Below are 13,286 nucleotides of genomic sequence, written 5' to 3'. Positions count from 1 at the left end.
GTGTGGAGCTCCCTTTAGGACTAGCCAATACATCGGAAAAAGTAGGAAGCATCTCGTCTAAGGATGCTTCGCTTGACTCATCACGAGACACAGCTCAAGCACAGTTGTTGGATACAATTTCCGACACACCAATTCAAAGTGGTAAAAAATCCATCATTGCGAGTTTGTTGGCGCAATCGAGTCGTCATTTGTTCGGCCCGACATCTGCGCCGATACTTCCGCTCAAGCATCAAGTAGTTTCTATTGAGGGATTGCTGTCTAAGCTTTCCTATCTCAAGCCTGAAGAGATTGCACAGGTTAAAAAGGCATTTCAGTTTTCTGATGCTGCTCATCTAGGCCAATACCGTCATAGCGGCGAACCTTACATTACCCATCCAGTTGCTGTAGCTGAACTATGCGCAACGTGGCGCTTGGATGCGCCATCCATCATGGCTGCGTTGATGCATGATGTGATTGAAGATACTGGCTGTACAAAGGCAGACTTAGTTGAAAAGTTCGGTAATAAAGTAGCTGAGCTAGTTGAAGGCTTAACAAAGCTCGATAAATTAGAGTTTCAAAGTCATGCGGAGGCGCAAGCAGAGAGCTTTCGCAAGATGTTCATGGCCATGGCGCGCGACGTTCGAGTCATCTTGGTCAAGCTTGCTGACCGCACCCACAATATGCGCACCCTCGATGCTGTACCCATGGAGAAGCGCCGTCGTGTAGCCGCTGAAACAATCGAAATCTACGCACCAATTGCCCATCGTCTTGGGTTGAACATTATTTATCGTGATCTACAAGATCTCAGTTTCCGTTACTCTATGCCCATGCGTTTCCGAGTCATTGAGGGGGCTGTTAAGCGTGCGCGCGGCAACCGCAAAGAAATGGTTGAAAAGATTTTGCAGGCTTCACGCATGTCCTTTGCTAAAGCCAATTTAGAGGTTGATCTGCGCGGTCGTGAGAAGACGCTCTTTAGCATCTATACCAAGATGCGCTCAAAGCATTTAAGCTTTTCCCAGGTATTAGATGTTTATGCATTCCGGGTTACCGTACATTCCATTGATGAATGCTATCGCGCACTCGGTATCTTGCATTCTCTATACAAGCCGATGCCAGGGAAATTTAAGGATTACATTGCGATCCCCAAATTAAATGGCTATCAATCTTTACACACCACTTTATTGGGTCCTTCAGGCGTGCCGGTGGAGTTTCAGATTCGTACAGCGGAAATGCATGCGGTAGCTGAAGCTGGAGTAGCTGCGCATTGGGCTTATAAAGACGGCTCCCCTGATATGAGTGAGGTGCAAAACAGAGCTCACCAATGGCTGCAGTCCTTGATTGATATTCAGGATAGCAGCGGTGACTCTCAAGAATTTTTAGAACACGTCAAAATTGACTTGTTCCCAGATGCAGTTTATGTGTTTACACCCACTGGGCAGATTAGGGCCTTACCAAGGGGCGCAACTGCGCTAGATTTTGCTTACTCTATCCATAGTGATCTGGGTAATACCTGTGTAGCCGTCAAAATTAACGGCTTGCAATTGCCTTTGCGTAGTGAGCTTAAGAATAGTGACATTGTTGAAGTCATCACTTCAGCAAGCTCACAACCCAATCCAGGTTGGTTGGCATTTGTGCGTACCGGAAAAGCGCGCGCCTCAATACGACATTCCCTTAAAACTAAACATTATTCTGAATCCCTTCAACTGGGCGAGCGTCTTTTGGCAAATGCTTTACGTCAGCAAGGTGTTGACGCGGCCCTGTTAAGCCCTGAAATTTGGGAAAAGCTAACGCATTGGACGGGTGATAAAACCCGCGAAGAAGCTTGCGTCAATATTGCTTTAGGCAGACGCTCTCCCCAGGAGCTGGCTATTCGGCTGAAAATTTTGATCGATGATGAAGGCGGTGCCGAGCAAATGCGTTTGGGAGTTGCGGATTGGGTCGCGCCGAATCAAGAGGCAAGCCATCATCATCATCATCAACGCCAAGCTATCCTAGTTGATGGGCGTGAGGGTAATTCGATTCATTTCCAAACTTGCTGCCATCCTATACCAGGCGATAACATCATTGGTTATCTTGGTAAGGGTGAAGGATTACAAGTTCACACCAACGACTGTACAGTGGCATTGCGCATGCTCTCTAAGGATAGTGATAAGTGGGTTGAGGTTGAGTGGGGCAAAGAGCTAAATCGTGAGTTTGAAGTGGACCTAGCGATCGACACGCGCCAAGGTAAGGGAGTTTTGGCTAGGGTGGCGAGTAGTGTTACTTCGGCAGACTCCAACATCATGAATGTATCCATGGAAGATCGCTTCAAAGAAGACTCGGTAACTATTCGCTTTACGATCCAAGTTTATGACCGATTGCACCTTTCTAAGGTGATGCGCAGTTTGCGCGCCAATCCCGATGTCATGCGGGTAACCCGTACTCGCGCTGTTTGAACTCTATAAGTATTGAACGTCTAAGATTTCAATTTCAGCGGGGCCTGTGGGTGTTTGTATAAAAACACAGTCTCCGATCCGAGACTTGATTAAGGCCTTGGCTATAGGTGAGACCCAACTGACATGCCCTTTATCCAGATCAACCTCATCAACGCCCACAATTGTGATTAGGGTCTTCTTGTTGGCTTCGGGTCCTTCCAGGGTTGCGTAGGTCACAGTAGCCCCAAAGAACACCTGCTCAGAGTCATTTTCCCCTGATTTTCGAGCAGAATTATCGACAACCACGGCAAATTCTAGACGTTTATTAAGGAAGCGGATCCGTCTATCTATCTCCCTTAAGCGCTTTTTCCCATAGATATAGTCACCATTTTCAGATCGATCGCCATTGCTGGCAGCCCAGTGCACAACCTTGACAACCTCCGGTCTATCAAGGTTTAAGAGCTGAAGGAGCTCGGTCTTAATGCGTTCGTGACCAGCGGGGGTGATGTAGTTCTTCTCTTCCATGGCATAATTATGGCTGTTGCGGCTGTAGCTCAGCTGGATAGAGTACTTGGCTACGAACCAAGGGGTCGTGGGTTCAATTCCTGCCAGCCGCACCAACCTATATGAGGGCCTAGTTGAAAGACTGGGCCCTTTCTCTTTTTAGGCTTTTCTCAGCTCTTTCACAGAGATACCTTATAGTCTGATTATGAGCACTTCTGACACCATTTCTGCCGTTTCTGATGCCCCAGTGGCTGTTTGGTTACAGGCGGATCCCAACAATGCCAAAGTACTAATGAGTGGCAATGTGAACGTCTATTCCTTGGGCGGTGTTTGGACTCAAATCCGTGATTCTCAAGATGTGTGGCTCAAGCAGGGTGATGGCAAAAGCAAGTCCCTGACTTTTGATGCAAGCAAAGTCACTTTTTTAGATGGGGCTGGTATCGCATTTCTGATTGGGATTGAAGAGGCGCAAACAACAGCGGGTGCAAAGTTTGATGTCGTGGGCTTAGATCCTCGCTATGAACCTTTACTAACTGAATTCAATCCGATCGGTAATTTATTTCCTGTTCCAGTTGTAAAGCCCAAAAGAAGTTTTGTGGTCAGCACAGGAATGGCAACCCAAAATTTAATTGATGATGCTGTTGGATTAATTTCATTTACCGGACATCTTGCAGCTGATTTAGCTTGGTCTATTCGTTACCCCAAGCAAGTGCGCTGGGGTGATTTTGTGAATGCCGCTGTACAGGCTGGTATTGCAGCATTACCTATCGTTGGGCTAGTTGCGTTTTTGATTGGCGTCATCCTGTCTTTTCAGGCTGCTATCGGTATGCAGCAATTTGGTGCCGTATCCTTTGTCGGCCCGTTGGCGGCTTTGGGTATTGTGCGAGAAATGGGCCCATTAATTACCGCCATTTTGTTAGCAGGACGTTCCTCAGCAGCCTTTGCTGCCGAGATTGGCACGATGACTGTCAATAGCGAGGTAGATGCGCTGGTATCTGGCGGCTTAAGTCCAATTCGTTTTTTAGTTGTGCCACGTGTTCTGGCGGGTATTTTAGTTGCGCCTATTTTGACTTTGTTCGCTGACATCGTCAGTATTTTTTCCTCAATGTTGACGATGTTGATCTACGGCATTCCATTTATTAACTTCTACAACGGCATGCTCTCGGCTGTAGATATCGAAGATATTGGTTCAGGTTTAATTAAAGCAACTCTTTTTGGCGTAGTTGTCTCAGCGGTTGGTTGCCTGCGTGGCATGCAAACCGGAAATGGTGCGGCTGCAGTTGGTATTTCAGCAACAAGAGCAGTCGTCAGTAGTATTGTTTTGATTGTGCTAGTTGATGGTATTTTTGCCTTCATTTCCTATAAGACAGGTTTCTGATGGACACGCCAAATAAATCACAATGCGCAATTGATGTTCAAAACCTCACTGTAGGTTATGGCTCTAACGTCCTGATGCAAAATCTGAATTTCACGGTGAATTACGGTGAAATTTTTGTGATTCTGGGTGGCTCGGGTTGCGGCAAATCCAGTTTATTAAAAAACTTGTTCGGCCTCTATCAGCCTCTGTCTGGCGATGTTCTGATTGAAGGGCAAAACATCACTACCGCAGTTGGAGCAGAGCGCCAGAAGATCATGACAAGCTTTGGCGTGATGTATCAACAAGGCGCCTTATTTGGTTCCATGAACTTGCTCGATAACGTGACCTTGTTTATGCAGGAATATACCCAGCTAACACAAGCTCAAATGGATTTATTGGCGCGCTGCAAGTTGGATTTAGTCGGTCTGTTGCCTTATGAGTCTTATATGCCCAGTGAAATTAGTGGAGGCATGCAAAAGAGGGCGGCGATCGCTCGGGCCATGGCGCTAGATCCCAAAATATTATTCTTAGATGAGCCATCTGCTGGCTTGGATCCTATTACGTCTGCAGATCTCGACAGCACAATCCAGGATTTATCAAAAAACCTAGGCATCACCTTTGTCATCGTATCCCATGAACTTGCCAGCATCTATGCTATTGCTGACAAAGTGATCATGCTGGATAAAGGGGCTAAGGGAATTATTGCTGAGGGTGATCCAAAAGTATTGCGCGATACCAGTAAAGATCCACGGGTGCATCAATTCTTCAATCGTATTATGAGTAAGGACGCAGCATGAGTAATAACTCAAATCCCAATTATTTTCGCTTAGGCGCTTTTGTGCTCGCCGCAATTGGTGTACTGATTGCTGTGATCCTCATTTTCGGCGGAGGCAAATTCTTCCAAAAATCATTTATGGTCGAAACCTATATCAAGCAGTCTGTAACAGGCTTGGATGCAGGGGCGGCTGTACGGTTTCGCGGAGTCAAGATTGGTCAGGTCACATCGATTGGCTTATCTGGTGATATCTACGAAAGAGATTTACCTTTTCATGATCGCCGTCAGTATGTTGTCGTCAGAATGCAAATTTTTGGTGACAAAGTAAATGAAAATCAAATTAGCGAGTTTGTAAAAAATAATTTGCGAGCTCGCATCAAATCTATGGGTATTACGGGGGTAAATTACGTTGAGTTTGATTTTATTGCTCATGCATCCGATACTCCCGCCCTCCCTTTTTCTTGGAAGCCCGAGTATCCAGTAATCCCATCTATGCCAAACCAAGCGGATGAAATTATTTCGGGCATTCAGAATCTGATTGGTGCCTTGAATAATATGAATATTGATGGCACACAGAAAAAATTGGATGCCTTGCTAGGTAATCTTAATGTGCTGATGGCAGGAGATGGCAAAGGTAATGAAGGCGTTATTGAATCCGTTAAGCAGTTAAACGTCATCATGGCTCGCATTAATAAGGCAACCGATAAAGAAGAGCTAGGTGTTCTGATGCGTGAATTAGTGGCGGCCACCTCTTCTTTGCGCCAAACTATTACGAGTGTGCAGGGTGACACTGTTTTGACGATAGAAAATATTAAGCAGGCAAGCGAGAACTTGAACGAATTTAGCCGTATTGCCAGCCAATCGCCATCAAGTCTTATTTGGAGTGACCCGCCGAAGAAAATTACACCCAATAGCGGTGCAGGACAGTCTGGAGCTCAGAAATGATGAAGCGTATTTTATTTACCTTTGCCATCTTAGGGTTGGCCTCATGTACCTTGCCCACGAGGCCACCAGTAGGGCCGACTACCTGGATGGTGTCCCCAGATAGAACTGCGGCACCGCGTCAAGCTCGCACAGATCTTTGGTTGAAGATGGGTTCTGTATCGGTTACGCCACCCTTTGATGGCAGATCTTTGGTCTACCGTACTGGCGATCAACGTTATGAAAAGGATTTTTATAACGTCTACGCAACCATTCCTGCTGAAATGATTGGAAATGCTGAGCGCCAGTGGATGAATAAGGCGAATATTTTCTCCTCAACAGTAGGTCAAAGTAATAGCCTCTTTCCTTACTATTATTTACAGGCAACTGTAGAGGAGTTTTATGGTGATTATCGTAAGCAACCAGAGGCGGTAGTGAGTGTGGAGTTTTTCTTGAGCGCTACTAGTGCTGGCAAAGTTAATCCCTTGATTGGTGCAAACCGCTACACTAAGCGAGTAGCCCTTAAGGACAATACTCCTGAAGCGCTGGTATTGGGCCTGCAAGAAGCACTGGCTCAGATTTTCCAGGAGTACGAGGCGCAACTTTATAAATACGCCGGCAATTTACCAAAACCTTTAGGTCAGTAACTTTATGAAATACAACTCAGTAAGCATCGTCAAATTCGTTGGGGTAGCATTGCTTGTTGCCGCAAGTTCCCTGACTGCGGTCCAAGCGGATACATTCCCAAATAAACCTATTCGTTTAGTTGTTCCATTTGCACCCGGCGGCAGCACAGACATTATTGCGCGTGCTGTTGGTGATGCCTTGGGTCGTCAGTTGGGTCAACCAGTGATTGTTGAGAACAAGGCGGGCGGTGGCGGTTCTATTGGCGCGTTGGAAGTAATGCGCTCACCGAAAGATGGTTACACCATTGGTATGGCTACCGTTTCTACCACAGCAGCTAATCCAGCGATTAACCCAAAGATTGGCTACGATCCCATTACGGACTTCACGGCCATCAGCAATATTGCTGCGACACCAAACATCATTGCAGTAAATCCATCATTCCCGGCAAAGGATTTCAAAACCTTTATGCAGGTTTTGAAAGCTAATCCTGGAAAATATTCTTATTCAAGCTCTGGCACTGGTGGCATTGGCCACCTTCAAACCGAACTTTTCAAGAGTTTGACTGGGGTATTTATTGTGCACATTCCTTATCGCGGAGCTGGTCCCGCATTGGCCGATACAGTGGGCGGTCAGGTTTCGATGATCTTTGATAACTTGCCATCGTCCTTGCCATTCATTAAAGACGGTAAGCTAGTGCCGATTGTGGTGGCTGCACCTAAGCGCTTAGCTCAATTGCCGAATGTGCCCACTTTTGCTGAAGTGGGTCTAGCACCAGTTAATCGGATGGCTTATTACGGTCTATTGGGCCCTGCAGGAATGCCAAAAGATATCGTGGACAAATATACCGCTGCTTTACAAAAAGTAGTGACCGATCCTGCGGTTAAGAAGCGTATTGAAGATACCGGCTCAATCATTAATGTGAATGGTTCTGAAGCGTTTGCAAAAGAAATTAAAGCCGAGTACACCGTTTACAAAGAGGTAGTAGCAAAGCAGAAATTGCAGTTAGATTAAAAATATAAAAATTAGTTTTTGGAGACGAGATGGACTTAGGATTAAAAGGTAAGGTTGCATTGGTGATGGCGTCTAGCCGTGGCTTGGGTCAGGCAATGGCAGTGGCATTGGCTAAAGAAGGCGTAAAGGTGGCTGTTACTGGTAGAAATGCTGAGGGCTTGAGTGAGTCCGTGAAGTTGATAGAGGCTGCAGGTGGAAAAGCTTTGGCGCTCAATTGGGATCTATCCGATTCTTCTGTGATTGATAGCTTGGTCTCAAAAGTGGAGAAGGAACTCGGCCCCATCGATATTCTGATTAATAACACTGGTGGACCACCGCCAACACCGGCAGCCGGACAAGATCCCGCGCTCTGGCAAAAGAGTTTTAACGATATGGTTTTATCGCTCATTGCCATTACGGATCGTGTATTGCCTGGCATGCGCGAGCGCAAGTGGGGCCGCATTATTACCAGCACCACTTCAGGCGCAATTGCGCCGATTAAAAATCTAGCCATTTCCAATACCTTGCGTGCTGCATTGCTGGCGTGGTCGAAAACATTGGCTGCAGAAGTGGCTGCCGAAGCCATTACTGTTAACGTCATCATGCCTGGAAGAATTGCAACTGCTCGTCTGCGTCAGTTAGATGAAGCGCGCGCAAAGCGGGAAGGCACTAGCTATGATGATGTCGTTAAAGCCAGCTTAAGACAAATTCCAATGGGTAGGTATGGCGATCCCAAGGAGTATGGTGATGCCGCTGCATTTTTAGCTAGCCAAAATGCCTCATTTATTACTGGTACCGTCATGCGTATTGATGGCGGTCAAATTCAGGCCATTTGATTAAATCATTACTTCGTTTCTTGGGTGGTTTGAGACGTGATTTACGTTCAAGCGAGTTAGCTTGGCTATTCGTTGCCTTAATTCTTTCGGTAACAGCGTTATCTAGTGTCACTTTTTTAGCAGATCGAATGCAAAGGGCTTTTGCATTCGATGCCCGCCAACTCTTAGCTTCGGACTTGCTGATCGTTTCTGACCAGCCTTTACCCAATCTCTTTTTAGATGAGGCAAAGAGCAGGGGCCTACAGCTAGCTCAGACAATCGTGTTTCCGAGCATGGCAACTGTAGGTTCACACAGCAAGCTTGCTTCACTTAAGGCGGTAAGCCCTCAATATCCCCTGCGTGGCGCTTTGCGTGTTCAATCCATGTCTCAAGACAAGACATTGACTACCGGACCTCATGAGGGATCAGTGTGGGTTGACCCCGCTATGTTGGCGAGCCTGCATGCAAATGAAGGCGACTCCATTCAGCTTGGTCAAAAAGTCTTTGTGATCGGTGGAATTTTAGAGCGCGAACTCGATCGTGGGGCAGGGTTTATGAACTTTGCACCCCGAGTCATGATGCCCATGTCTGATCTTGCCGATACAGGACTCATTGGCCTTGGTAGCAGGGTAACCTACCGATTGTTATTGGCTGGTTCTGATGAGCAAATTCATTCTTATGGCCAATGGGCAAGTCAATATATTGAATCCGAGAGCATTAAAGGTGTTCGCATTGAAACTTTAGAGAATGCACAACCCTTGATGCGCAAAACACTTGAGCGCGCAGATCGTTTTCTCTCCTTGATTGCTTTATTAACTGCGATGGTAGCTGCGGTTGCCATTGCTTTATCGGCTCATCGCTACACACGCAAACAGGCAAATACCTGTGCTGTTCTGAAATGTCTTGGAGCCAGCTCCACCATGATCCTTAGACGACAAGGGCAGACTCTTTTAGCGCTTGGCTTCATCGCCGCATTGATGGGCTCTATTTTGGGTTACCTTGGCCAATATGTTTTAACCCTTCTCCTGGGTAATCTAGTCTTAACAGAATTGCCCCCCGTCTCTTTTGGGCCAGTTCTTTGGAGTGTGCTGGTGGCCTGGTTTTTATTGTTTGGTTTTGCTGGCCCGGCAATGTTCAGTTTGGTAAAGGTATCCCCAATCAGATTGATTAGAAAAGAATTTGATGGCTTCGGCATCTCCACTATTTGGACTGCTGTATGCGGATTATCTGCGGCAGTGATATTAATCATGCTTGCGGCACGCGATTGGAAGTTAGCGTTATGGACAAGCCTTAGTTTTGGTCTTGCTATCCTGGTTTTTGCCTCTGTATCTTGGGGCTTATTGAAGCTGCTTTGCAGGGTGCGCACTCAAGGTTTTTCTCTGGGGTTTGTCATTCTTGCTCAAGGTCGAAGAACGGGTCTTGCAGTGGTGCAAATTACAGCGCTCGGCATTGCTTTAATGGCACTCTTATTGGTGCTGCTCTTGCGAGCTGATTTCTTAAGCGCCTGGCAAGGCAATATACCGAGTGATGCGCCTAATCGCTTCATGATTAATGTTCAAGGCGATCAGAAGCAGGGGCTTACAGAGTCTCTTCAGAATGCAGGCGTTTCAGCTCCGCAGTTTTATCCAATGGTACGTGGCCGCTTGATTGAGGTGAATGGCAAAGACATCACGCCTAACGACTATGTAGAAGAAAATGCAAAGCGCTTAATCGATCGAGAGTTCAATTTATCGTATAACGATCAATTGCCATCAGGCAATCAAATCCTAACGGGTAAGTGGATTGAAGGTGATGCGCCGCAGATTTCCATGGAAACTGGCATCGCCAAAACCTTGAAATTGAAATTGGGCGATCAGATAACCTTTGAGGTTGCCGGAGAAAAAATTGTTGCCCCAATTACTTCCTTGCGAAAGCTTGACTGGGGATCGATGCGCGTGAACTTTTTTGTGATCATGCCGCCCGCTCAATTGCAATCATTGCCGCAATCTTGGATTACCTCTTATTACCAATCGCCCAAACAAGAATCTTTGGATTTTGATCTAAGCCAGGCCTATCCTAATTTAACTATTGTGGATGTTTCAGCCTCGCTGCAACAAATACAGGAAGTATTGAATAAGCTTTCCTCAGTATTGGGTTTGCTATTGGCATTTACGATTGCAGCAGCGTTCTTGGTTTTAATGTCAGCGATCGCAGCTACTCAAGATGAGCGTTATAAAAATGCGGCCCTATTAAAAGCTTTGGGAGCCTCTCAAAATACCTTAGCTCAGATTGCGAATATTGAATTAGTCATGATTGGCTTGATAGCGGGGTTTCTAGCAGGCCTAGCCTCTGGTGCCGCAGCTTGGGCTTTGGGCTATTTCGTGATGGAGATTCCATTTAATGCCTTTGGAGAGGCCTTATTCATGGGTGTTGCATTTGGGATTAGCGCTTGCCTTGCTTCTGGATATCGCTTTCAGAGAAGAATTCAGAAGGCGACTGCAGTGGAATGTTTACGAGAAGCCTAAGTTAGAAAATCAAGACGCAGCTCTTAATTCAAGGTAACGAGGTTTTTGGGGAGCTCAACCAATCGTGTGCCAGCGAAGCGGTCTGGAAGGCTTTGTCGATATAGAAAACTCTGACGATCTAAATAGATGCTCAGTGGCCAAATTAACAAAGCTACAGTGAATAGCATTTCAATAATTTGCCATTTCTCTAAATGAAATACCCATTGCAATAGTACACAAGGAATAAGCCAGAGCGAGCCATAGACATAACGCCAAAAGGCTTGTCGTTTAGTGAGATTGAAACCGCCGCGTCCAACAAGGCGAACCCGCCATGTTTGCATGGCGAGAGTTTGACCAGATTTAGTCCAGTACCAAACAAAATAAATCCCCAGCACAGCGTAGAGATATATAAATGTCAGCCAGCTGGGTAATGAGATACCTAATAGCATCCCCAAGCCAAGATTAGGGACTAGAAAAGTAAAGGCAATGACGCCAAGCAATACGAGCTGTTCATAGAGGCAGCAAGATACTCGTCGCCAAAATTGAGGTGAGGGTAATGCGTCTAATTCAGCAGGTGTCATGCGACCGCTTAATAAGGGGAGCCGGCTTCTGCATTAGAATCGGCACCATCTGCTGGCGCAGGTGCGCTCGGAGCAATGACGGCGGCGGGGAGAGCAGCCTTAGGTGAAATAGGATGTTGCTGAAGTGTTGGGGCATTAGCGGCAGTAGGCTTCTTCTTTAGTTCAGAGTCAGCCAATTTCTTCTTTTGCTCATCACTCAGCTTTTGGTAGGCATACCATGCCTCCGCTTTTTTCTCTGCAGGGAATTTGAGGCTGGTGAGGTAGTTTTCGCGAGCAATGCGACGATCCTTCTGCGAAAGATTGGACCAGCTTGTCATGCGAGACTGAAGGCGCTCTTGATCTTGTGCGCTCATCTTGGGATAAATGTTGGCAACCTGAATCCATTTTTTGCGACTATCAGGCAGCATGTAATCCCAGTCGCTTTCTAGCGGTGCAAGAATTTTCTGTTGTGCTGGCTTTAAACCATCCCAAGTACCATCAGGTTTCTTTTCAGGAATAGCGGCAGCCTTTCCATGTGGAGCGCTAGGCGCTCCTTGCGCTAGAGCTGGGCTCACCTGGGCGGCGCAGAAAAATGCCAATAGGGCAGCGCCACAAACTTGACCTGTTCTAGTTCTCATAGACATCAAACGAGTCAAGATTATTTGCTGCGTACTAAGTCGGATTGGCTATCAGATTCGGAGAGAGGGCCGTTTTTGAGGAAGGCCATAAATCCACTGTCTGCATATGCATCAGGAGGCACATCATCAGACAAAAGAGCGGCATCCACTTCAGCGATGTCATTAATACGAGAATCATCTTGCCATTGGGCAATGCCAATCAGGCCAAATACGAGGACCACTAGCGGAGCAATCCAGCCAACGCTATCCCAGAGGCTATTAGATCCAGAGGTCCAATTACGCGATGAACCAGCTAAAACTTGTTTTTGAATGCGTACTTTCTCTGGTTTTCTAACTGAAAGGGCCTTCATACGTGCTGCATATAGACGATCTTTTAGGTGCTTGGGAATGCTCTGAGTACCTTGACGAAGCAGGGCAGCGCTAGCCTGGCCAAATTGGTCGACTTGAGTCTGGGTAAGTTGGTCATCAAAGTGTTTCACAGCGTAATTCCTTTTAATTTCAATGCTTTAGCTAATGTCTGGGTGGCTCTAGAACAGTGCGTTTTGACGCTTCCTTCGCTACAACTCATTGCTTTGGCCGTCTCAGTAATGCTTAGCTCATCCCAATAACGCATCAGGAAGGCTTCTCGTTGACGTACAGGCAATTTAGATATTTCTGACTCAAGGGCCTGTAAAAGCTGACTTTTTTCAAGCTTATGCGCCCCATCTTGGTGAATTTCACTGTCATCAGGGGCTGAAAGGGACTCCAAGGGGTCAAAATCATCGCCTTCATCGGTCTTTTTGCCCATATTGGAAAACAAGGTGACCCAGGTATTTCTAACCTTTTGCCTTCTAAACCAATCATGAATCCGGTTTTGCAGAATTCTGGTGAATACTAAGGGAAGCTCTCCTGCTGGTCGATCACCGTATTTTTCGGCTAATTTGATCATGGCGTCTTGCACGATATCCATCGCAGCATCATCGTCACGCACGGCGTAAACAGCCTGCTTAAAAGCGCGCTGCTCAACACTACTAAGAAAGTCGGATAGTTCTTGGGCTGATGCCATGCAATGGATTAGACCTGAATCTGTAAGAATTGAGTCATTTTAGGGGATTGCTATAGAATATAGGGCTTACTACCTAGAATCTCATTCAAGAAGTGGTTTTTTCCGGTAGCAGCGCCGTTCGAACTCAGGCCAAAAGCAAGAGATAGAACAGACCAAACAATTTTTTGCCGAAAATTGC

The 13,286-nt window shown here is 46.4% G+C and carries 13 protein-coding genes and 1 tRNA gene; 9 read left to right on the top strand and 5 right to left on the bottom strand.

Annotated features, from left to right (window positions below; translation table 11 throughout):
* The first annotated feature begins 2 nt into the window (after positions 1-2).
* On the top strand, positions 3-2,414 hold the full coding sequence (locus VC188_RS07315; protein WP_323483504.1) for a bifunctional (p)ppGpp synthetase/guanosine-3',5'-bis(diphosphate) 3'-pyrophosphohydrolase: 2,412 nt from the start codon (positions 3-5) through the stop codon (positions 2,412-2,414).
* 3 nt (positions 2,415-2,417) lie between these two features.
* Here the strand turns inward: VC188_RS07315 and greB are convergent, their stop codons facing one another.
* Entirely contained in the window at positions 2,418-2,918 is a 501-nt protein-coding gene (greB, locus tag VC188_RS07310; RefSeq protein ID WP_215356942.1) for a transcription elongation factor GreB, read from the bottom strand.
* An 18-nt stretch (positions 2,919-2,936) separates the two neighbouring features.
* Here greB and VC188_RS07305 point away from each other — a divergent pair.
* From VC188_RS07305 to VC188_RS07270, 8 genes are all read left to right on the top strand, one after another.
* A tRNA-Arg gene (locus VC188_RS07305) sits at positions 2,937-3,013 on the top strand.
* Positions 3,014-3,102: 89 nt separating this feature from the next.
* A complete protein-coding gene (locus tag VC188_RS07300; protein WP_323483503.1) occupies positions 3,103-4,275 on the top strand; it encodes an ABC transporter permease in 1,173 nt (390 codons plus the stop codon).
* Entirely contained in the window at positions 4,275-5,051 is a 777-nt protein-coding gene (locus tag VC188_RS07295; protein ID WP_323483502.1) for an ABC transporter ATP-binding protein, read from the top strand. The genes VC188_RS07300 and VC188_RS07295 overlap by 1 nt, the downstream gene beginning before the upstream one ends.
* Positions 5,048-5,974: an MlaD family protein gene (locus tag VC188_RS07290; RefSeq protein ID WP_323483501.1), complete on the top strand. Its 927-nt coding sequence runs from the start codon at positions 5,048-5,050 to the stop codon at positions 5,972-5,974. Before VC188_RS07295 ends, VC188_RS07290 begins: the two co-directional genes overlap by 4 nt.
* Positions 5,971-6,597, top strand: coding sequence for a PqiC family protein (locus VC188_RS07285; RefSeq protein ID WP_323483500.1), 627 nt, complete (start codon positions 5,971-5,973; stop codon positions 6,595-6,597). The genes VC188_RS07290 and VC188_RS07285 overlap by 4 nt, the downstream gene beginning before the upstream one ends.
* 4 nt (positions 6,598-6,601) lie before the next feature.
* Entirely contained in the window at positions 6,602-7,588 is a 987-nt protein-coding gene (locus VC188_RS07280; protein ID WP_323483499.1) for a tripartite tricarboxylate transporter substrate binding protein BugE, read from the top strand.
* Between the two features lie 29 nt (positions 7,589-7,617).
* Positions 7,618-8,403 (top strand): SDR family oxidoreductase, encoded by a 786-nt coding sequence (locus VC188_RS07275; protein ID WP_323483498.1) that lies wholly within the window; start codon positions 7,618-7,620, stop codon positions 8,401-8,403.
* On the top strand, positions 8,400-10,886 hold the full coding sequence (locus tag VC188_RS07270) for an ABC transporter permease (protein ID WP_323483497.1): 2,487 nt from the start codon (positions 8,400-8,402) through the stop codon (positions 10,884-10,886). The genes VC188_RS07275 and VC188_RS07270 overlap by 4 nt, the downstream gene beginning before the upstream one ends.
* 23 nt (positions 10,887-10,909) lie before the next feature.
* On the opposite strand, the gene VC188_RS07265 is transcribed toward VC188_RS07270, so the two are convergent.
* Genes VC188_RS07265 through VC188_RS07250 form a run of 4 tightly spaced genes read right to left on the bottom strand, consistent with a single transcriptional unit; the run spans position 10,910 to position 13,108 of the window.
* The gene (locus VC188_RS07265; RefSeq protein WP_215356918.1) at positions 10,910-11,446 is read right to left on the bottom strand and encodes an RDD family protein; all 537 of its coding nucleotides are present in this window, start codon (positions 11,444-11,446) and stop codon (positions 10,910-10,912) included.
* A gap of 8 nt (positions 11,447-11,454) precedes the next feature.
* Positions 11,455-12,063, bottom strand: a complete 609-nt coding sequence (locus tag VC188_RS07260) for a DUF3106 domain-containing protein (protein ID WP_323483496.1) — start codon at positions 12,061-12,063, stop codon at positions 11,455-11,457.
* A 20-nt stretch (positions 12,064-12,083) separates the two neighbouring features.
* Positions 12,084-12,542 (bottom strand): DUF3619 family protein, encoded by a 459-nt coding sequence (locus tag VC188_RS07255; RefSeq protein WP_323483495.1) that lies wholly within the window; start codon positions 12,540-12,542, stop codon positions 12,084-12,086.
* Entirely contained in the window at positions 12,539-13,108 is a 570-nt protein-coding gene (locus VC188_RS07250) for an RNA polymerase sigma factor (RefSeq protein WP_215319892.1), read from the bottom strand. Before VC188_RS07250 ends, VC188_RS07255 begins: the two co-directional genes overlap by 4 nt.
* Positions 13,109-13,286 lie beyond the last annotated feature (178 nt).

Source organism: Polynucleobacter sp. MG-28-Ekke-A2, from assembly GCF_035012985.1.
Classification (GTDB): domain Bacteria; phylum Pseudomonadota; class Gammaproteobacteria; order Burkholderiales; family Burkholderiaceae; genus Polynucleobacter.
The sequence above is the reverse complement of the archived record's forward strand: the minus strand, read 5'-3'. Positions and strand labels throughout refer to the sequence as shown.